Annotated in this window: 19 protein-coding genes; 4 read left to right on the forward strand and 15 right to left on the reverse strand. The window is 65.6% G+C overall.

Annotated elements, in window-relative coordinates; all coding sequences use genetic code 11:
- The 9 genes from HN018_RS18445 to miaA form a co-directional block, all read right to left on the reverse strand.
- Window positions 1-1,104: an ABC transporter ATP-binding protein gene (locus HN018_RS18445; protein WP_171835154.1), complete on the reverse strand. Its 1,104-nt coding sequence runs from the start codon at window positions 1,102-1,104 to the stop codon at window positions 1-3.
- A 9-nt stretch (window positions 1,105-1,113) separates the two neighbouring features.
- Window positions 1,114-1,929 (reverse strand): carbohydrate ABC transporter permease, encoded by an 816-nt coding sequence (locus HN018_RS18450; protein ID WP_171835153.1) that lies wholly within the window; start codon window positions 1,927-1,929, stop codon window positions 1,114-1,116.
- A gap of 2 nt (window positions 1,930-1,931) precedes the next feature.
- Entirely contained in the window at window positions 1,932-2,846 is a 915-nt protein-coding gene (locus HN018_RS18455; RefSeq protein ID WP_171835152.1) for a carbohydrate ABC transporter permease, read from the reverse strand.
- Window positions 2,847-2,857: 11 nt separating this feature from the next.
- Complete coding sequence (locus HN018_RS18460) at window positions 2,858-4,195, reverse strand: ABC transporter substrate-binding protein (protein ID WP_171835151.1); 1,338 nt, start codon at window positions 4,193-4,195, stop codon at window positions 2,858-2,860.
- 121 nt (window positions 4,196-4,316) lie between these two features.
- Entirely contained in the window at window positions 4,317-5,366 is a 1,050-nt protein-coding gene (locus tag HN018_RS18465; RefSeq protein WP_171835150.1) for an NAD(P)-dependent alcohol dehydrogenase, read from the reverse strand.
- A gap of 245 nt (window positions 5,367-5,611) precedes the next feature.
- Complete coding sequence (gene ilvC, locus HN018_RS18470) at window positions 5,612-6,631, reverse strand: ketol-acid reductoisomerase (protein WP_171835149.1); 1,020 nt, start codon at window positions 6,629-6,631, stop codon at window positions 5,612-5,614.
- A gap of 92 nt (window positions 6,632-6,723) precedes the next feature.
- Window positions 6,724-7,239 carry an acetolactate synthase small subunit gene (gene ilvN, locus HN018_RS18475; protein WP_171835148.1) on the reverse strand — a complete coding sequence of 172 codons (516 nt, stop codon included), beginning with the start codon at window positions 7,237-7,239 and terminating at the stop codon, window positions 6,724-6,726.
- A 113-nt stretch (window positions 7,240-7,352) separates the two neighbouring features.
- Entirely contained in the window at window positions 7,353-9,176 is a 1,824-nt protein-coding gene (locus HN018_RS18480) for an acetolactate synthase 3 large subunit (protein WP_239479341.1), read from the reverse strand.
- Window positions 9,177-9,255: 79 nt separating this feature from the next.
- Window positions 9,256-10,245: a tRNA (adenosine(37)-N6)-dimethylallyltransferase MiaA gene (miaA, locus tag HN018_RS18485; protein ID WP_239478816.1), complete on the reverse strand. Its 990-nt coding sequence runs from the start codon at window positions 10,243-10,245 to the stop codon at window positions 9,256-9,258.
- Between the two features lie 72 nt (window positions 10,246-10,317).
- On the opposite strand from miaA, the gene serB reads away from it, so the two are divergent.
- The 3 genes from serB to rocD are packed head-to-tail and all read left to right on the forward strand — an operon-like array spanning window position 10,318 to window position 13,286.
- A complete protein-coding gene (gene serB, locus HN018_RS18490) occupies window positions 10,318-11,208 on the forward strand; it encodes a phosphoserine phosphatase SerB (protein ID WP_171835145.1) in 891 nt (296 codons plus the stop codon).
- The gene (locus HN018_RS18495; protein ID WP_171835144.1) at window positions 11,205-12,035 is read left to right on the forward strand and encodes a metallophosphoesterase; all 831 of its coding nucleotides are present in this window, start codon (window positions 11,205-11,207) and stop codon (window positions 12,033-12,035) included. Before serB ends, HN018_RS18495 begins: the two co-directional genes overlap by 4 nt.
- Before the next feature lie 42 nt (window positions 12,036-12,077).
- Entirely contained in the window at window positions 12,078-13,286 is a 1,209-nt protein-coding gene (gene rocD, locus HN018_RS18500) for an ornithine--oxo-acid transaminase (RefSeq protein WP_171835143.1), read from the forward strand.
- A gap of 12 nt (window positions 13,287-13,298) precedes the next feature.
- On the opposite strand, the gene HN018_RS18505 is transcribed toward rocD, so the two are convergent.
- The 6 genes from HN018_RS18505 to HN018_RS18530 form a co-directional block, all read right to left on the reverse strand.
- Window positions 13,299-13,700 carry a hypothetical protein gene (locus tag HN018_RS18505; RefSeq protein WP_239478818.1) on the reverse strand — a complete coding sequence of 134 codons (402 nt, stop codon included), beginning with the start codon at window positions 13,698-13,700 and terminating at the stop codon, window positions 13,299-13,301.
- A 172-nt stretch (window positions 13,701-13,872) separates the two neighbouring features.
- A complete protein-coding gene (locus HN018_RS18510; RefSeq protein ID WP_171835142.1) occupies window positions 13,873-14,448 on the reverse strand; it encodes an HPF/RaiA family ribosome-associated protein in 576 nt (191 codons plus the stop codon).
- Window positions 14,449-14,579: 131 nt separating this feature from the next.
- Window positions 14,580-15,446 carry a formyltetrahydrofolate deformylase gene (gene purU, locus HN018_RS18515; protein WP_171835141.1) on the reverse strand — a complete coding sequence of 289 codons (867 nt, stop codon included), beginning with the start codon at window positions 15,444-15,446 and terminating at the stop codon, window positions 14,580-14,582.
- A gap of 10 nt (window positions 15,447-15,456) precedes the next feature.
- A complete protein-coding gene (locus HN018_RS18520; protein ID WP_171835140.1) occupies window positions 15,457-16,485 on the reverse strand; it encodes a ribonucleotide-diphosphate reductase subunit beta in 1,029 nt (342 codons plus the stop codon).
- Between the two features lie 223 nt (window positions 16,486-16,708).
- Complete coding sequence (locus tag HN018_RS18525) at window positions 16,709-17,437, reverse strand: SDR family NAD(P)-dependent oxidoreductase (protein ID WP_171835139.1); 729 nt, start codon at window positions 17,435-17,437, stop codon at window positions 16,709-16,711.
- Window positions 17,434-18,129 (reverse strand): fumarylacetoacetate hydrolase family protein, encoded by a 696-nt coding sequence (locus tag HN018_RS18530; protein ID WP_171835138.1) that lies wholly within the window; start codon window positions 18,127-18,129, stop codon window positions 17,434-17,436. The genes HN018_RS18525 and HN018_RS18530 overlap by 4 nt, the downstream gene beginning before the upstream one ends.
- 122 nt (window positions 18,130-18,251) lie before the next feature.
- Here HN018_RS18530 and HN018_RS18535 point away from each other — a divergent pair, with 122 nt between their 5' ends.
- The gene (locus tag HN018_RS18535) at window positions 18,252-18,719 is read left to right on the forward strand and encodes a GreA/GreB family elongation factor (RefSeq protein WP_171835137.1); all 468 of its coding nucleotides are present in this window, start codon (window positions 18,252-18,254) and stop codon (window positions 18,717-18,719) included.
- The last annotated feature ends 31 nt before the right edge of the window (window positions 18,720-18,750 follow it).

Below are 18,750 nucleotides of genomic sequence, written 5' to 3' on the forward strand. Positions count from 1 at the left end.
TCAGGCGGCGATCGATTGCCTTGCCAACGTCAGGATCGTGAGACCGTTGCTGTCGAACAGGTGGCAACCGGCATGTGCGAGAGACAGCCGCACGATCTGGTGCACCTCGACCGCCGAGCTACCCTCGATCTGGACGATCAGGTCGTCGCGTCCCTCGGCTGCGACATGCAGCAGGGTCAGGCCGCCCAGCCGCTCGACCAGCCGAACCTCGCCCTCGATCGGGCCGTCGGGATCGAGGCGCAGCGCCTCCGGACGGATGCCGAGCGTGACGGTGCCGCTGACTTCCAACATCCCGGTCTGCAACGGAAGCGTCAGGCGACCGCCCGAGGGCAGCACGACCTCGACACCGCCGGGACCGGTCGCCGCGATGGTGACCGGCAGCATGTTCATGCGCGGCGAGCCGATGAAGCCGGCGACGAACAGGTTGGCCGGGTAATGATACAGCTCGAGCGGCGATCCGACTTGCTCGATACGGCCTGCCTGCAGCACGACAATCTTGTCGGCCATGGTCATCGCCTCGATCTGGTCGTGGGTGACGTAGATCATCGTCACCGCCAGATCCTCGTGCAGGCGGGCGATCTCGATGCGGGTCTGGCCGCGGAGTGCCGCGTCGAGGTTGGACAAGGGCTCGTCGAACAGGAACACCTTCGGCGCGCGGACGATCGCCCGGCCGATCGCCACGCGCTGGCGCTGGCCACCGGACAGGTCCTTCGGCTTGCGATCCAGATACGGACCGAGCTGCAGAATGCGGGCGGCCTCGGCGACCTTGGCATCGCGCTCGGCCTTGGGCACCTTGGCCAGCCGCAGCGCGAAGCCCATGTTCTGCGCCACCGTCATATGTGGGTAGAGCGCGTACGACTGGAACACCATTGCCAGGCCACGGTCGGCAGGGCCGACCTCGTTCACCCGCTTGCCGTCGATCATCAGCTCGCCGGAGGTGATCTCCTCCAGGCCGGCGATCATGCGCAGCAGGGTCGACTTGCCGCAGCCGGACGGTCCCACGAACACGACGAATTCCCGATCGGCGATGTCGAGGTCGATGCCCTTGATGACCTCGGCAGTGCCATAGGCCTTTTTCAGATTACGTAGCGAAAGTGTTGCCATGTGCGGCTCCTACTTTACGGCGCCAAAGGTGAGCCCCTGGACGAGCTGCTTCTGGCTGAACCAGCCAAAAACCAGGATCGGTGCGACTGCCATCGTGGACGCAGCCGACAGCTTGGCGAAGAACAGGCCCTGTGGCGATGAGAACGAGGCGATGAAGGCAGTCAGTGGTGCTGCCTGCGAGGATGTCAGGTTGAGGCTCCAGAACGCCTCGTTCCAGCACAAGATGAGGGAAAGCAGGCCGGTCGAGGCGATGCCGGGCAGTGTCAGCGGCAGCAGCAGGTGCCAGACCTCGCCCCAGGTGTTGGCGCCATCCATCCGCCCGGCTTCCAGGATCTCCCGCGGGACCTCCTTGTAGAAGGTGAACAGCATCCAGACGACGATCGGCAGGTTCATCAGCGCATAGATCGCGACTAGGCCGGTCCTGGTGTCGAGCAGGCCGGTGGAGCGGAACAACAGGTAGATCGGCACAAGCACACCGACCGGTGGCAGCATCTTGGTCGACAGCATCCAGAGCAGCGTGCCGCGCGTGCGGTGGGTCGGATGGAACGCCATGGAGTAGGCGGCCGGGATCGCGAACGCTAGTGCGAGCACACTGCCGCCGACCGACACCACGACGCTGTTGAAGGCGAACGAGAGATAGTCCGCGCGTGCGAACACGTCGCGATAGGCATTGAGGGTCGGGGTGAACAATAGGCGCGCGGTGATCGCGTCGGTCTCGCTCTTGAAGCTGGTGACCACCATCCAGAAGATCGGGAAGAACAACACGATCGCCACGGTCCAGCCGAGTACGGCGATCAGGGTGCGTCGTCCGAGACTGTCAGTCATGGCTAAACCTCCAGCCTGCGTGCAACGCTTCGAACCAGGAAGATCGCGACGATGTTGGCAAGGATGATCGCCACCACGCCGCCCGCGGAGGCGCCGCCGATATCGAACTGCAGCAGCGCCCTGGAATAGATCAGGAAGGCCAGGTTGGTGGTGGCGTTGCCCGGTCCGCCGGACGTGGTCACGAAGATCTCGGCGAAAATGGTCAGCAGGAAGATCGTCTCGATCATGATCACCACGCTGATCGCCCGCGACAGATGCGGCAGCGTGATGAAGAAGAACTGTGCGATCACGCCGGCGCCGTCCATGCGGGCCGCCTCACGCTGTTCCTGATCGAGCGACTGCACCGCGGTCAGCAGGATGAGCAACGCGAAAGGCAGCCATTCCCACGAAACGATGGTGATGACCGATGCCAGCGGATATTGCGCGAACCAGTCCACCGGCTGCAGCCCGAACGTATGCGCGACGACACCGAACACGCCGTAGATCGGGTGCATCAGCAGGTTCTTCCAGAGCAGCGCACTCACCGTCGGCATGACGAAGAACGGCGAGATCGCCAGCACCCGGGCGACGTTGCGGCCCGGGAACGGCTGGTTGAACAGCACGGCCAGCAAGGTGCCGAGGCCGACGGTGATGACTAGCACCGCAACCAGCAGCACCATCGTATTGCGCAACGACACCCAGAAGTTCGGGTCGGTCACGAGGTAGGTGTAGTTGTCGAGCCCGGCAAAGCCATGAACCGACGGATCGAGCAGGTTGTAGAACCTGAACGAGAACCAGACGGTCATGACCAGCGGGACGATCATCCAGATCAGCAGGACCCCTACCGATGGCATGACCAGCCAGCTTCCGGGGCGCCTCGCGGCTACCGTGGGCGCGGCGGTGCCGCCCATCACGTTCTCGCCTGCCGATGCCGCCATGTCCGGTTATCCTACTTCTTCGGGTAGCCAGCCTGGTTCATGACACGAGCCGTCGAATACTGCGCAGTCTTTAGCGCCTGGTCCACGGTGCTCTGCCCGGTCAGCACGCCGGCGATGGTCTGGCCGACCTGCGTACCGATGCCCTGGAACTCAGGAATGGCAACGAACTGCCCGCCCGTGTAGGGACGAGGCTCCTTGGTCTGTCCCTTGGAGTTGGCGGAACCGATCGCGCGCTGCACGAAGCCCGCGAACGGGGCGACGGCCTTGTATTCGGGGTTGTCGTAGGTGCTCTGGCGGGTGCCGGGAGGCACGGCCACCCAACCGTTTTCCTTGGCGACCAGCGCCACGTATTCCTTGGACGTCGCCCAGGTTACGAAGGTACGCGCCGCATCCTTCTGCTTGGACGAAGCCGGGATGCCGAGGTTCCAGCTCCACAGCCAGGTCGGGCCGCCGGTGAAGCTGCCGGTCGGGATCGGGGCGAAACCGACCTTGTCGGAGACCTGCGACTGCTTCTTGTCATAGAGCAGGCCGGCGGCGACCGTGGAGTCGATCCACATGCCACAGTGCCCGCTGGCGAACAGCGCCAGGGTCTCGTTGAAGCCGTTCGAGGAAACGCCGGGCGGACCATCGGCCTTGAGGATATCCGCGTAGTAGGTGATCGCGGTTTTCCAAGCAGGCGTGTTGATCGTGGGCTTCCAGGCCATGTCGAACCACTGGCCGCCCTCGGCATCGACCAGCGTTGTGACATAGGCCATATTCTCGCCCCAGCCAGGCTTGCCGCGCAGGCACATGCCGTAGATCTGGTTCGGCTTATCGGTGATCTTGTCGGCGTATTCACGGATCTGCGCGTAAGTTGGCGCCTCGGCCATGGTGATGCCGGCCTTCTTGAACAGGTCGGTGCGATAGTAGGTCATCGCACTCTCCGCGTAGAACGGCAGCGCGTACAGCTTGCCCTCATAGGTCAGGCCTTCGGCCACCGGCTTCAGCAGGTCGGCGACATCGTAGGCGGCGGGGAGGTTATCCATCGGCACCAGCCAACCCTGCTTGGCCCAGATCGGCACTTCGTAGTTGCCGATGGTCATGACGTCGAACTGGCCGGCCTGGGTGGCGATATCGGTAGTCACGCGCTGGCGCAGCACGTTTTCTTCCAGAACGACCCAGCGGACGTGGATGTCGGGATGTTCCTTCTCGAACACCGAGGAGAGCTTCTGCATCACCACCATGTCGCCGTTGTTCACGGTCGCGACGGTGATCGTCGAGTCGGCATAGGCAGCCGAGGCGCCAGCCGTCCCCAGAACAGCGCTCAGCACTGCCGCGGCCGTCAAACGGCCGGAGATTCGAGTCGTCATCTAACCCTCCCAGGGTATTTTATACCGAACGCCAGTTTCTGGCTTGAACCTGAACGTCTCACTCCGGAAGAAGCGCGTCAACGCCTGACATTCACGGCGGCGCCCGGCGAGCCACCCGGGGTCAGGACGGCATCGCGATCTGCAGCTTGATGTCGGTCGGACGGGCGGAGGCGGCGCGCTCGAAAGCCGTCACCGACTGCTCGAAGGCGAAGGTCTCGGCGATCAGCGGCTTGAGATCGACCCGTCCCGACGCGATCATGCCGATCGCGCGGTCGAACACGTTGGCATACCGGAACACCGTTTCGATCCGGATCTCCTTCGCCTGGGCGGATACGATATCGAAGGCCACCTTGTCGGGCGGCATTCCGACCAGCACCACGGTGCCGCCCGGACGGACACAGGCCAGCACGTCGTCATAGACCCGCGGGCTGCCACTGGCTTCCAGCACCACATCGGCGCCCCAGTCCGGACCGCACAGGCGATCGACCACGCCACGCAACGGTTCGCGCGAGACGTTGACCGGGATCAAGCCGGGGTAGCGCGCCGCGATCTCGAGCTTCGGATCGACCACGTCCGAAATCACCACGCGTCCGGCGCCGCTGCCGAGGGCCGCGAGCGCCACCATGAGGCCGATCGTGCCGCAACCCGTCACGACACAGGTATCGCCCGGCTTGATCGCGCCCTTGACCGCCGCCTGCACACCGATCGCGAACGGCTCGATCATTGCGCCCTCGGCGAACGACACGTTGTCGGGCAGCTTGTAGGTGTAGGCGGCCGGATGGACCACGAACTCGGTCAGGCATCCATGCACCGGCGGCGTCGCCCAGAAGCGCACGGCCGGATCGACGTTGTACAGGCCGAGCTTTGCCGCACGCGAGTTCGGATCGGGGATACCGGGTTCCATGCAGACCCGGTCGCCGACGACCAGGTTGCGCACGTTCGACCCGACATCGCTGATGACGCCGGACGCCTCGTGACCGAGCACCATCGGCTCGCGCACCACGAACGGGCCGATATGGCCGTGGGTGTAGTAGTGGATATCGCTGCCGCAGATGCCGACCGTGTGGATACGGATGCGGACATCGTCCGGGCCGAGCGTGGACGGCACCTCGATGTCACGAAGTGCCAGCACATGCTGCTGTTCGAGGACCAGGGAACGGGCGACGGTCATGGTAGCGTGTCATCCTGCAGCCGATGAGTGCGCCACTAGACTCCCAAGCCGGCCTCCGCACAACACGTGAATCCCCGAGCGGATCGTATCCCCGGTTCACCGTCCGGCACTGTCGAACATGGAAGGCACGTGCGATCTCCGCATGATCGCCTTCGACATGACGTCACTCCGTCGCTGGAGTACCGATGACGCGACACCGTGACGTTGGTTCGTCACGATGCCGGACCATGCCTAGGAGGCGAGCGTCAGTTACGGGCCTTGTCGACCAGCGCGTTCTTGCCGATCCACGGCATCATGGCGCGCAGCTTCTCGCCGACATGCTCGATCTGGTGGTCGGCATTGCGGGCGCGGGTCGCCTTGAAGCCGACCTGGCCGACCTTGTTTTCCAGCAGCCAGTTGCGGGCGAAGGTGCCGTTCTGGATGTCGGTCAGGACGCGCTTCATCTCGGCCTTGGTCTCCGCCGTGACGATGCGCGGACCGGTGACATACTCGCCGTACTCGGCCGTGTTGCTGATCGAGTAGTTCATGTTGGCGATGCCGCCTTCATAGATCAGGTCGACGATCAGCTTCACCTCGTGCAGGCACTCGAAATACGCCATTTCCGGCGCGTAGCCCGCTTCCACCAGCGTCTCGAAGCCGGCACGGATCAGCTCGACCAGGCCACCACACAGGACCGCCTGCTCGCCGAACAGGTCGGTCTCGCACTCTTCCTTGAAGTTGGTCTCGATGATGCCGGCGCGGCCGCCGCCGATGGCGCTGGCGTAGGAGAGCCCGATCTCGAGCGCATTACCGGACGAATTCTGGGCCACCGCGACCAGGCACGGAACGCCGCCGCCACGCTGGTATTCCGAGCGCACGGTATGGCCGGGGCCCTTCGGCGCGATCATGAACACGTCGAGGTCGGGGCGCGGCTCGATCACCCGGAAATGGATGGAAAGCCCGTGCGCGAACGCCAGTGCCGCGCCCGGCTTCAGATTGTCGCGCAGATGGTCGATGTAGAGATCGCCCTGCAACTCGTCCGGCGTCAGCACCATGACCACGTCGGCCCAGGCTGCGGCTTCGGACGGACCCATCACCTTATGGCCGGCCGCTTCCGCCTTGGCGATGCCGGCCGAACCCGGACGCAGGCCGACCACCAGCTCGGTGACGCCGCTATCCTTCAGGTTGTTGGCGTGCGCATGGCCCTGGCTGCCGAAACCGATGATGGCGACCTTCTTGGCCTTGATCAGGCTGACATCGGCATCGCTGTCGTAATAAACGCGCATCACTCATTCTCCTCGATGGAAACTGTATGGATCAAATCACTATGACTTTGGACTTCTATCCGAAGTCATGAGTGTGATCGCTAAAACATCGTCTAGATCGTCTTGCTGCCGCGGGCGATCGCGGCAACGCCGGTACGGGAAACCTCGACCAGCCCGAGCGGGCGCATCAGGTCGATGAAGCTCTCGATCTTGTCGGTGGCGCCGGTCAGCTCGAATACGAAGCTGCCGACGGTGGTGTCGACCGGCCGGGCCCGGAAGGCGTCGGCGATGCGCAACGCCTCGGCCCGAAGTTCACCGGTGGACACGACCTTGATCAAGGCCATTTCCCGAGCGACGTACGGCCCGATCTGGGTCAGGTCCGACACTTTGTGAACCGGCACCAGGCGGTAGAGCAGCGCCTTGATCTGCTCGATCACCATCGCGGTGCCCGACGTGACGATGTTGATGCGCGACTTGTTGCCGCCATCCTCGACCGGCGCCACGGTCAGGCTTTCGATATTGTATCCGCGCCCGGAAAACAGCCCGATCACGCGTGCGAGCACGCCGCTCTCGTTCTCCACCAGAACCGATATCACCGCAGAGATCTGCGGCTCCTCCTGAGGACTCATCAAAATAACCCAGAGTGCGACAGCGCCTACGCGCATCGCCTCCTTCCAAGCGGTTCACAAGGGGCGACTGCCCTTTGGCGGGGTGAAGGGGCGGAGCCCCTTCGCTAACCGTATCAGACGAGCATCAGCCCCTCATCGGTAATCCGCGCCGCCTGCTGGCTCTGGTCCGGCCCGAGGATCATCTGGTTATGAGCGGCACCGGACGGGATCATCGGATAGCAGTTCTCGTGTTCGTCGACACAGATGTCGGCGATGACCGGCCCGTCATGCGCCAGCATCCGGCGTATGACGTCATCCAGTTCACCAAGATTGGTCGCGCGCATGCCGGTCGCGTGGAACGCGTCCGCGAGCTTAACGAAATCCGGCAGTGCCTCGCTGTAGCTTTCGGAATACCGGCTTCCGTGCAGCAACTCCTGCCACTGGCGAACCATGCCCATGTAGCGGTTGTTCAGGATGAACAGCTTCACCGGCAACCGGTACTGGGCGATCGTGCCGAGTTCCTGGATGTTCATCAGGGTCGAGGCCTCGCCGGCGATGTCGATCACCAGCGCGTCCGGGTTGGCCACCTGCACGCCGACCGCCGCCGGCAATCCATATCCCATGGTCCCGAGACCGCCGGAGGTCATCCAACGGTTCGGCTTCTCGTACTGGAAGTGGGTCGCGGCCCACATCTGGTGCTGCCCGACCTCGGTGGTGACGAAGGTGTCGCGGCCGGTCTCGCGGGACAGGTCGTACAGCCGGCGGATCGCGTGCTGCGGCTTGATGATGGCGCTCGGCGACGGGTCCTGCTTGAAGGCGAGACTATCGATGGCGCGCCATCCGTCGATCTGGCGCCACCAGGCAGCCAGTGCCTCGCGATCGCTTGCGGCCGGGCCCTGCTGCCAGGCCTCGATCATCATCTCGATGGCGAGCCCGGCATCCCCCACCACCGGGATGTCGACGCGCACGATCTTGTTGATCGAGGAGGCATCGATATCGACATGGATCTTGGTCGAGTCCGGCGAGAACGCATCCAGCCGGCCGGTGACGCGATCGTCGAAGCGGGCGCCGATATTGATCAGCACGTCGCAGCCATGGGTGGCGAGGTTGGCTTCGTAGGTCCCGTGCATGCCGAGCATGCCGACGAACTGCGGGTCGGTGGTCGGGTAGGCGCCGAGCCCCATCAGGGTCGAGGTGCAGGGAAAACCGGTCATCCGCACCAGCCGGCCCAGCGCCTCCGACGCCTGGGGCCCCGAGTTGATCACGCCGCCGCCGGTATAGAACAACGGGCGCCTGGCGCGTTTCATCGCCGCCACGGCATCGGCGATCGCCTCGCGGGCCGGTTCGCGGGACGGGCGATAGGAGCGGTGCGGGGCCGTCGATGCTGCGACGTAGGTGGCCGGGCCGACCATGATGTCCTTGGGCAGGTCGACCACCACCGGTCCTGGCCGGCCGCTGCGGGCGACGTAGAACGCCTCGTGCACGGTGCGGGCAAGGTCGCCGGGACGCTTGACCAGGTAGTTGTGCTTGGTGGCGGGCCGGGTGATGCCGGTGGTGTCGGCCTCCTGGAACGCGTCGTTGCCGATCATGTGGGTCGGCACCTGGCCGGTCAGGCAGACCAGCGGGATCGAGTCCATCAGCGCGTCGACCAGGCCGGTCACCGCATTGGTGGCGCCTGGGCCCGAGGTCACCAGCACCACGCCGACACGGCCGGTGGAGCGTGCATAGCCCTCGGCCGCATGCACGGCCGCCTGCTCGTGACGGACCAGGATGTGGCGAATGGAATTCTGCTTGAACAGCGCGTCGTAAATGGGCAGCACCGCGCCGCCGGGGTATCCGAAGACGATTTCGACCTGCTGCTCCTGGAGAACACGGAGAAGAACCTCGGCGCCGTTCATGATCGGCGTGCTGATCGCGTGCCCGTCATGGGCTGCGGTCCGGCTGTCCTTGAGGTTCATCGATGCGTTCATTTCGTGCTCCCGCCGCGGAGGCTGGCTACCTTTAACCGGGCCAGGGGTGGCCACGGAGGGCGTTGCTCTAAGCCCCGGCAGCCTGGGCGTCAACGGCGTTCAGAACAAATGATATAAATTCGTCGTCGGTTCTTTCCATTTGTTGCGTCATAACTGATATGCGGTTGCTGATAATAAGGGTCCGTTCGGACGGCGCCAGCGCGTGATGAGCAAACCAGGTCGCCTGCCGCTTGGTGTATTGCCCTTGCGACAACACCGCCCGCCGCCCGGCCTCGGCAAGGCCGAGCTCGCCGCGCAGGCAGGCCGCCAGTTCGGGCACGCCGTGTGCACGCATCGCCGGGAGCGTCGGCGGCAGGTCCTGCTCGAGCAGGGCCGCCACCTCGTCCAGCGCACCGGTCTCGATCATCCGGCCGAAACGGGCCTCGATGGCGGCGCGAAGCACGTCGCGCGGAGGATCCAGCCTGATCGCGATGAACCGGCAAGGCGCCGGCGGCAAGCCGGGCGAGACGCGCCATTCGGCAATCCCGCGGCCGGTGCCGGACCAGACTTCCCAGGCACGCGCCAGTCGCTGGCCGTCGGACGGGCGCAGCATCCGCGCGCTGTCCGGATCGACCAGGGCCAGGCGTTGGTGCAGGGCTGACGGACCGATCTCGTCCAGCAGGGCACGCGCTTCCCGGCGGGCGGTATCGCCGGCGTCCGGGATCAGCGAGAGGCCATCGGTCATGGCGCGCAGATAGAGCCCGGTGCCGCCGCACAGGATCGGCAGCCGCCCGGCATTCCAGGCTTCCTGCATGGCGCCGAGTGCGGCGGCGCGCCACCAGGCGACGCTGCCGGGCATCGCGGCCGGCCTGATGCCGTAGAGGGCGTGTGGCGCCAGCGCCTCCTCGTCCGGCGTCGGCCGGGCGGTCAGGGTGCGGAGTTCGTGATAGACCTGCATCGAATCCGCGTTGATGACGTTACCACCCATGACCTGGGCCAGTCGGAGCGCCAGGGCGGATTTGCCGCTGCAGGTTGGGCCTGCGACGATTAAGCAATGATTTGCAGCTAACGGTTGCATGGCTGGTTCGCCTTGCCTCATCTCACCATCCCTGCCACACGCCGACCGACAACAGGCCAGCCCCCTTACGTCATGACATTGCCTTATACACTCACGCTCGTTGCACAACGCGAAGCGGGCCTCCTGACCGCCTCCATGGTCGAGCAGGCGCGCGAACTGGTTTCGGGGCAGCCTGCGGTAGTCCTGTCCGAGGGCGAGGCGGTCGACATCCCCTGCCCTGCGCCAGCACCCGGACAGCCCGGCCTGGATGCGACCCGCGCCAGCTTCATGGGCCAGGCGGTCGATGTGCTGCTGACCCGCTCGCGCGGACGTCGCAAGGGCCTGCTGGTGGCGGACATGGACAGCACCATCGTCAGCAGCGAGACGCTGGACGAACTGGCGACACGCGCCGGCGTCGGCGAGCAGGTCGCGGCGATCACCCGGCAGAGCATGAACGGCGAGATCGACTTCGCCGCCGCGCTGCGCGAGCGGGTGAAGCTTCTGAAGAAGCTGTCGGTCACCGCACTGGAACAGACCTGGGCCGAGACCAAGCTCACGCCCGGCGCGCGCACCCTGGTCGCCACGATGCGAGCGCACAACGCCACCACGGCGCTGGTGTCGGGCGGCTTCACCTGGTTCACCGAGCGGGTGGCTGCGGTGTGCGGCTTCGATATCCATCATGCGAACCAGCTCGGCATCCAGGGCGGTCGCCTGACCGGGTCGGTCGCGGAACCGATCCTGGGGCGTGAAGCCAAGCTGGAGTCGCTACGCAGCCTGGCCGGGTCGCGCGGGCTGCGCCTGGCCGCGACGCTGGCGGTCGGCGACGGCGCCAACGACCTCGACATGCTGCGCGAAGCCGGGGTCGGCATCGCCTTCCATGCCAAGCCGGTGGTTACCGATGCCATCGCCAACCGCGTCGACCATGCCGACCTGCGGGCCCTGCTGTTCGCGCAAGGGTATCGCGCTGCGGACTTCAGCGAATGACCCGCCTTTGGGTGATGTCGGATCTGCATCTCGAGGCGGTGCCGTATCCGCAGGCCTTTCGGCCGCCGCGCCCCGATTTCGACGTTCTGGTCGTGGCCGGTGACGTGTTCCAGGGCGATGCGGGCCACGCCCTGCGGATCGTGGCCGCGCTGGCCGACGGCCGGCCCTCGGTGTTCGTGATGGGCAACCATGAATACTGGAACGGCTCGGTCCTCGCCGACCTGCAGCCGGCCCGGGACGAGGCCGCGCGGCTGGGCGTGACGCTGCTCGAGGGCGACGAGGCGGAAGTCGCCGGGATGCGGTTCCTCGGTGGAACGCTCTGGTCCGACGGATGGCTGGGCGGTCACGCGACGGTAGCCGGCGCCCTGACCGGGGAGCCGATCGACATCGCCGCCGGGGTCGAGGGACACCGGCTGCTCACCAATTCCGATGCGGCCCGGCTGCATGGGCTGTTGCGCACACGGCTCGAGGCCCAGCTGCTCGATGACCGGCGCACCCGCGATCACGACGCGAGGCCGGTGGTCGTGGTCACGCATCATGCACCGCATCCGCTGTGCATGCCGGAGCACCTGTGGGGAAGCTGGGCGGCCGGCAACTCCGCGTCGGACCTGTCCCACCTCACCGACACCGGGGTCGTGGATCTTTGGATCCATGGCCATACCCATCGGACCCAGTCGTTCACCAGGCCCGGCGGCACCCGGATCGTGACCAACGCCGCCGGCCCGCGGGCCGCCAACCTGGATTTCCTGGACGACTTGGTGCTGTCCGTGATCCCATCGAACGACAGGTCGGTCGCCCGCATTCGCGCCGTGGCCGCCGCCTGCTGACCTGAAACCAATTGCCGCGCCGGGCTTCGGCTGGAGGCGCCGATGCCGACCCTGAGCCAGCAGCTTCTCGCCAAGGAAGCGAAGTACGGCGCCAGCAACTACAAGCCACTCGACGTGATGCTGTGCCGCGGCGAGGGCGTCTGGGTTTGGGACCTGGACGGAAAGCGCTACCTCGATTGCCTCTCGGCCTATTCGGCGGTCAACCAGGGCCATTGCCATCCGCGCATCCTGGCTGCACTGACCGAGCAGGCATCGAGGCTCACCTTGACCTCCAGGGCGTTCCACAACGACCAGCTCGGGCTGTTCTACGAGGAGCTCTGCACCCTCACCCGCTCCACGCGCGCGCTGCCGATGAACTCCGGCGCGGAAGCGGTGGAGACGGCGCTGAAGGTGGCACGCAAATGGGCCTACCAGGTCAAGGGCGTCCCGGCCGACCAGGCGGAGATCATCGTCTGCGATGGTAATTTCCATGGCCGCACCCTGTCGGTGGTCAGCTTCAGCACCGACGAGCCGTCCCGTCATGGCTTCGGCCCGTTCACGTCGGGCTTCCGGATCATCCCGTACGGCGACGCCGACGCGCTGGAAGCGGCCATCACCCGCAACACCGCCGCCTTCCTGGTCGAGCCGATCCAGGGCGAGGCGGGCGTCATCATCCCGCCGGCCGGCTACCTGGCGCGGGCGCGGGCACTCTGCACCGAACATGACGTGCTGCTGATCCTGGACGAGATCCAGACTGGCCTCGGCCGCACCGGCGCGTTGCTGGCCGAGGAGCATGAGGGGATCGAGGCGGACCTGACGCTGATCGGCAAGGCGCTGTCCGGCGGCTTCTATCCGGTCTCGGCGGTCCTGAGCCACGACGCGGCGATGGGGGTCCTGAAGCCCGGGGAGCATGGCTCCACCTTCGGCGGCAACCCACTTGCCTGCGCGGTGTCGCGCATGGCGCTGAAGGTATTGGTCGAGGAGGGCATGATCGAGAATTCGGCCCGCATGGGCCGGCGCCTGCAGGACGGGCTGGCGGCGATCCAGACCGGGGTGGTGCGCGAGGTGCGCGGGCGCGGGCTGATGATCGCGATCGAACTCGATCCGGCAGCCGGCGGGGCCCGGCGGTTTTGCGAGCATCTGCGCGACCAGGGGATCCTGTGCAAGGAGACCCATACGAACACGCTGCGGGTAACGCCGCCGCTGGTGATCGATACGGACACGGTGGACTGGGCACTGGACCGGTTCAGCCGGGTCCTGTCCGCCGCATAGCGGGCCGGGGGATTATTGGTTGCCGGTTGCCTGCGGCAGCAGATCCTCGACCGGATCATTGGCGTGGCGCAGATGCCAGAGGCGCTCGTAGGCCGCGATCATGCCTTCAAGCGATCGCCGCGAGGCCGCGTGCGACCCGGAATAGGGTCCGGGGTTCTGCGAGCCTGGCTGAGTGCCGCCATGCTGCAGCAGCACCACCTCCAGGATCTGCAGGAGGCTTGCTGCGACCTCGAGATCGACCAGGTCACAGGCCTGGTGGACGGCGACGAGGATCCGCTCCGGGAGGCGGCGATGCTGGCGCGGGATGACCGCCTGCGGGTTCCGGGTGGGTCTCCTGATGTCGCGCACCGGCAGGAGATGGATATCGTCCGATACCGGACCTCCATCGTCGAGCCATGGTTGATCAACTCTCATGCCTAAAATCCCGTACGAGCTGCCAGCGCCGCGCTGACACCCGTTATTATATCGTTATACCCCTAACATTCTGTTAGAAAAGGGCATTGATGACATTTCGATCAGAAACGTCACCGGCTTGCTGCAGAGGCCACTCGCCCGAGTGGCCTCCTGGCCTGCCGAGCCTCGATTTTTAGGCGTGTCTGGCTGCCAGCCGCACTTTGACAGCAACTGGCCCGGTTCCGCTAATTTCCGGGACGTAATGTACGGCATCGCCCCGTTTCAGCGCCTCGAAACGACCGCTGGTCACGCTGTCGCGGTGGAAATAAAGCTGGGTGCCGACATTATCGATCAGGAAGCCGTGGTCGGCACCCGGCTCGATCAGCGCGATCTGGCCGGCCAGGGCATCGGCACTGGTGGACGGTGCGCTGGCATGGTCGATCTGCTTCGCCTTGTAGGATTCGAGCTGCTTCTCGGCCGCCTTGAAGGCTTCCCGCAGCGAACTGTAGACGTCCGGATGAGCGTGGCGCTCCCTGGCGTGATGCGGTTCCCGTGATACGACAAGGTCGCGGCCCGGCACCGACAGCGTCACGTGGACCTCGAACAGGTTGCCGGTCTGGTGCTGCTGGTGCAGCGCCTCGACCGAGACGCGGCATCCGGTCAGATGGCCGTAGCGAACTTCAAGCCGCCTGACCTGGCGCCTGATCTCCGCCTCGACGGACTCGGAGGCCTGCAGGTTGTGGAAGGCGATCTCGAGCGGACGATCCATGGTTTTTCCCTCGAACATTGGCGTCCGCCGGGACCGGTCTCGCCGGAGGCGGACGTTCGTCTAACAACACATTGTACGAACCGGCGGTTTTGACAACGCCCGATGTTCGACGCGGCAGCCTATCGCGCCGATCAGGAGAAGACGATGGTCTTGCGCCCGTTGAGAATGACTCGATCGTCGAGGTAGGTATGCACGGCACGCGCCAGCACCCGGCGCTCGATGTCGCGGCCCTTGCGCACCAGATCCTCCGGCGTGTCGCGATGCGAGATTCGTTCCACGTCCTGTTCGATGATCGGTCCCTCGTCCAGGGCGGCGGTGACGAAATGCGACGTCGCGCCGATCAGCTTCACGCCGCGCTCGTGCGCCTGGTGATACGGCCTGGCACCCTTGAAGCCGGGCAGGAACGAGTGATGGATGTTGATGCAGCGGCCGAACAGCTTTGCTGCAAGCCCGTCCGACAGGATCTGCATGTAACGCGCCAGCACCACGAGGTCGGTGCCGGTTTCCTGCACCAGGCGCCAGATCCCGGCTTCCTGCTGCATCCTGGTCTCGCGGCTGACCGGCAGCATGTGGAACGGGATATCGCCGATCGTCGCCAGCCCGTACGTCTCGCGCGGATAGTTGGAGACGATGGCGCAGATATCCATCGGCAGCTCGCCGGTGCGCCAACGATAGATGAGATCGTTCAGGCAATGGTCCGGACGCGATGCCAGAATCATGACCCGCCGCCGATCGGCCTGGCTGCGCAGGCTCCAGTGCATCGAGAAATGCGCCGCCACCGCATCGAAGCCGCGGCGCAGATCCTGGATCGACCCACCCGCATGATCGACGACCGCGAACACCACGCGCATGAAGAAGCGCCCGGTCTCGAGATCGTTGAACTGCTGCGCATCCAGGATATTGCCGCCGCGCTCGAACAGGCAGGCCGTGGTTGCGGCGACGATCCCCGGCGCATCGGCGCAAGAGATCGTCAGCACGAACGAATGCGACGGAATCATGCCGACAGTATCAGGCGGGAACGGCAGTCGATGCCTGCCAGTCGGCGCCGATCGAGGCGGTGAACGCCTCTTCCCAGGTGCCTGTCGTAGAGGCCCGGCTGTATTCGGTGGAGCGGTTCTCGAAGAAGTTCGCGTGTTCCACCGCATTCAGCATGTCGTCGAGCCAGGGCAGCGGATTGCTCTCGATGTTGTAGAGCGGATCGAGCCCGAGCTGCATCAAGCGGCGATCGGCCACGAAGCGGATGTAGGTTTTCACCTGGGCGGCATCGAGACCTTCCACCGGCCCGAGCTCGAAGGCGAGATCGATGAACGCGTCCTCGTGATGCACGATGGTGGCGCAGATCTCGGTCAGTTCGGTGCGGAGCTGCTCGGTCCAGATTTCCGGATTCTCCTGGATGAACACCCGGAACAGGCGGATCACCGACAGGCAATGCAGCGTCTCGTCGCGCACCGACCACGTCACGATCTGGCCCATGCCCTTGAGCTTGTTGAAGCGCGGAAAGTTCAGCAGGATCGCGAACGATGCGAACAGCTGCAGACCCTCGGTGAAGGCGCCGAACGCTGCCAGCGTCTTGGCGATCTCATGCTTGTTCTCGACCGAGAACCCCTGCATGTAATCGAACTTGTCCTTCATTTCCTTGTAGCCGAGGAACGCGGAATATTCGTCCTCGGGCATGCCGATGGTGTCGAGCAGGTGGCTGTACGCGGCGATGTGGATCGTCTCGATATTCGAGAATGCAGACAGCATCATCAGGATTTCTGTCGGTTTGAAAACCTGGCTGTAGTGCTTCATGTAGCAGTTGTTCACTTCCACGTCGGACTGCGTGAAGAAGCGAAAGATCTGCGTAACCAGGTTCTGTTCCGACGGCGTCAGGTTACGATGCCAGTCCTTCACGTCGTCGGCCAGAGGTACTTCCTCCGGCAGCCAATGCACGCGCTGCTGGGTCAGCCAGGCATCGTAGGCCCACGGGTAGCGGAACGGCTTGTATACCGGGTTCGCCGTCAACAGGTCGAAACGTGGTGGGACGATCTGGTCCATGGGCTCTCTCCGTCGACGGCGATGCCCGGACGGTACCCCCGCCGGTCACTCCGCCATGCATCTGGTTCGACCGGCGCGGACGCGTTCCGGAGCGTCTGCGAGTCAGTGCCGGATTATGCGCGCTCCCCATCGGCACAGCCAGCAGCTATCAACACGATCGCCACATGTTGTGGTATCTGCGAAATTTATCCACCAGATCTGGTGTTGCCTCCCGAAAGGTGGATCAGTAGTTCCGGACGTCGTCGATCTCGTTCGTCCCGAAATCGTCCCGTCGCAGATAGGCCAGGATCGCAGCAGCCGCATCGTCCGGCGAGGTCAGCCGACCCTCCGCATGCAGCGCCTGGAAGCGCTCCCGATCCGGCGCGTCGAGGCCGCGTATGGTCTGCTGCATGGCGGTGTCGATCACGCCGGGCGCCAGCGATACGGCGCGGACCGCGGCACCCGTCTTCGCCTCGGCATATTCGGCGTTCAGCGAACGTATGAAGTTGTCGAGCCCGGCCTTGCTGCTGCAGTAGGCGCTCCAGTGCGAGACCCCGCGCCGGCCGGCTCCGGACGAGACCGCCAGGATGCGCCGCGTCACCGGCCAGTCCCGGGTTGCTTCCAGGAAGCCTGCCGTCACCAGCATGGGCGAGGCCAGGTTGACGCGCATATGGGTCTCCACCGCATCCGGGCGCAGGTCGGCCACCGGCACCAGCGGATCGAGGGAGCCGGCATTCAGGATCAGCGCCGCCGGCTGCGCCTCGCATGCCCCGACCGCCCGGACCACCCAGTCCCGAGTTGCTGCCAGATCGCCGAGATCGAGCCGGGTCCAGTCGAGCCGGCCCGCATGCCCGGGCAGGTCCGGCGCCGGGCCGCGGGCGGCAGCCACCACATGGTGCCCGTCCCGGAGCAGGCGGATCAGCATCGCGGCGCCGAGACCGCGCGAGGCGCCGGTCAGGACATGCAACGTCATGGCGCATCGCCCGCAACGTAGCGGACGGTGATGTCGCCGAGGCCCTCGCAGGTTCCGGTCACCAGGTCACCGGGCAGCACCGGCCCGACGCCGGCAGGAGTCCCGGTCATGATCAGGTCGCCGGGTGCGAGTGCCACGAACCTGGAGAGGAAGGCGATCGCTTCGGCCACGGTCCAGATCATCTGCGACAGGTCGCCGGACTGGCGCAGCACGCCGTTCACCGTGAGGGTGATCGCGCCGTGCGATGGATCGAAGCCGGCAACGGCCGGGACGATGCCGCCGATCGGGCAGGACTGGTCGAACCCCTTGGCCAGCGCCCACGGCCGGCCGAGCTTCTTGGCTTCCGCCTGCAGGTCGCGCCGCGTCATGTCGAGCCCGACCGCGTATCCATACACATGGTCGAGCGCCTGCACCGGGTCGATGGAGCGACCGCCGATGCCGATCGCCACGACCAGCTCGACCTCGTGATGCAGCGATGCGGTCTCGGGCGGGAACACCAGCGTACCACCGCCGGGCACCACCGCATCGCCCGGCTTGGCGAAAAAGAACGGCGGTGCACGATCCGGATCGCCGCCCATCTCGCGCGCATGATCGGCGTAGTTCTGGCCGACGCACCAGATCCGCCGCACCGGGAACGGGCTGGCCGAACCCTGCACCGGTATGGTGGGAACGAGTACCGTGATCGCATGCATCGTGAGCGTCCTTCGCTGGAAGCCCGATCGAGGGAAGCATGCGCGCACCTGTCCAGGCAACCTGGCGCGTCGCCGGGCGATTTGCCCTGGGTTCTTCCCAACCAACCTCGAGGGAAGCAGCGATGAGCCGGGCGTTCGTGTCGGAAGAAGCCGAGGAAAACCGGGCGTCGGCGGTGCCGGAACGCCCGGTCAGCGCCCACCCGAACCTGGTGACGCCCAACGGCCTGGCACTGATCGACAGCGCGCTGGCCTCGGCACAGGCGGCGCTGGCGGATACCGCGTCAGATGACACCGTGCGGCCGCGCAGGCTGCGGGACCTGCGCTACTGGCAGGCACGACGCGCCACCGCCATGCCGATCGAGGCGCGTACGTCGGCACCGGACGAGGTAGTGTTCGGGGTCCTGGTTACGGTGAAGCGCGGCAGGACCACCAGCCACTTTCGCATCGTCGGCGAGGACGAGGCCGATCCGGCCCAGGGCCTGCTGAGCTACATCTCGCCCCTGGCGGCAGCGCTGCTAGGCGCGGAAGCCGGCGAGACAGTGGAGATCGAGGGCCGCGAGCCGGTGCAGGTGTTGGCGATCGACGTCTGAGGCCGATCGCCACCACCGGTCGATGCGCACG

It is taken from the genome of Lichenicola cladoniae (assembly GCF_013201075.1).
GTDB classification, from domain to species: domain Bacteria; phylum Pseudomonadota; class Alphaproteobacteria; order Acetobacterales; family Acetobacteraceae; genus Lichenicola; species Lichenicola cladoniae.

What these genes read in the sequence shown, in the direction of transcription:
- HN018_RS18445 (WP_171835154.1), bottom strand. Translation starts at nt 1,104, where the DNA reads ATGGCAACACTTTCGCTACGTAATCTGAAAAAGGCCTATGGCACTGCC.
- HN018_RS18450 (WP_171835153.1), bottom strand. Translation starts at nt 1,929, where the DNA reads ATGACTGACAGTCTCGGACGACGCACCCTGATCGCCGTACTCGGCTGG.
- HN018_RS18455 (WP_171835152.1), bottom strand. Translation starts at nt 2,846, where the DNA reads ATGGCGGCATCGGCAGGCGAGAACGTGATGGGCGGCACCGCCGCGCCC.
- HN018_RS18460 (WP_171835151.1), bottom strand. Translation starts at nt 4,195, where the DNA reads ATGACGACTCGAATCTCCGGCCGTTTGACGGCCGCGGCAGTGCTGAGC.
- HN018_RS18465 (WP_171835150.1), bottom strand. Translation starts at nt 5,366, where the DNA reads ATGACCGTCGCCCGTTCCCTGGTCCTCGAACAGCAGCATGTGCTGGCA.
- ilvC (WP_171835149.1), bottom strand. Translation starts at nt 6,631, where the DNA reads ATGCGCGTTTATTACGACAGCGATGCCGATGTCAGCCTGATCAAGGCC.
- ilvN (WP_171835148.1), bottom strand. Translation starts at nt 7,239, where the DNA reads ATGAGTCCTCAGGAGGAGCCGCAGATCTCTGCGGTGATATCGGTTCTG.
- HN018_RS18480 (WP_239479341.1), bottom strand. Translation starts at nt 9,176, where the DNA reads ATGAACCTCAAGGACAGCCGGACCGCAGCCCATGACGGGCACGCGATC.
- miaA (WP_239478816.1), bottom strand. Translation starts at nt 10,245, where the DNA reads ATGCAACCGTTAGCTGCAAATCATTGCTTAATCGTCGCAGGCCCAACC.
- serB (WP_171835145.1), top strand. Translation starts at nt 10,318, where the DNA reads ATGACATTGCCTTATACACTCACGCTCGTTGCACAACGCGAAGCGGGC.
- HN018_RS18495 (WP_171835144.1), top strand. Translation starts at nt 11,205, where the DNA reads ATGACCCGCCTTTGGGTGATGTCGGATCTGCATCTCGAGGCGGTGCCG.
- rocD (WP_171835143.1), top strand. Translation starts at nt 12,078, where the DNA reads ATGCCGACCCTGAGCCAGCAGCTTCTCGCCAAGGAAGCGAAGTACGGC.
- HN018_RS18505 (WP_239478818.1), bottom strand. Translation starts at nt 13,700, where the DNA reads ATGAGAGTTGATCAACCATGGCTCGACGATGGAGGTCCGGTATCGGAC.
- HN018_RS18510 (WP_171835142.1), bottom strand. Translation starts at nt 14,448, where the DNA reads ATGGATCGTCCGCTCGAGATCGCCTTCCACAACCTGCAGGCCTCCGAG.
- purU (WP_171835141.1), bottom strand. Translation starts at nt 15,446, where the DNA reads ATGATTCCGTCGCATTCGTTCGTGCTGACGATCTCTTGCGCCGATGCG.
- HN018_RS18520 (WP_171835140.1), bottom strand. Translation starts at nt 16,485, where the DNA reads ATGGACCAGATCGTCCCACCACGTTTCGACCTGTTGACGGCGAACCCG.
- HN018_RS18525 (WP_171835139.1), bottom strand. Translation starts at nt 17,437, where the DNA reads ATGACGTTGCATGTCCTGACCGGCGCCTCGCGCGGTCTCGGCGCCGCG.
- HN018_RS18530 (WP_171835138.1), bottom strand. Translation starts at nt 18,129, where the DNA reads ATGCATGCGATCACGGTACTCGTTCCCACCATACCGGTGCAGGGTTCG.
- HN018_RS18535 (WP_171835137.1), top strand. Translation starts at nt 18,252, where the DNA reads ATGAGCCGGGCGTTCGTGTCGGAAGAAGCCGAGGAAAACCGGGCGTCG.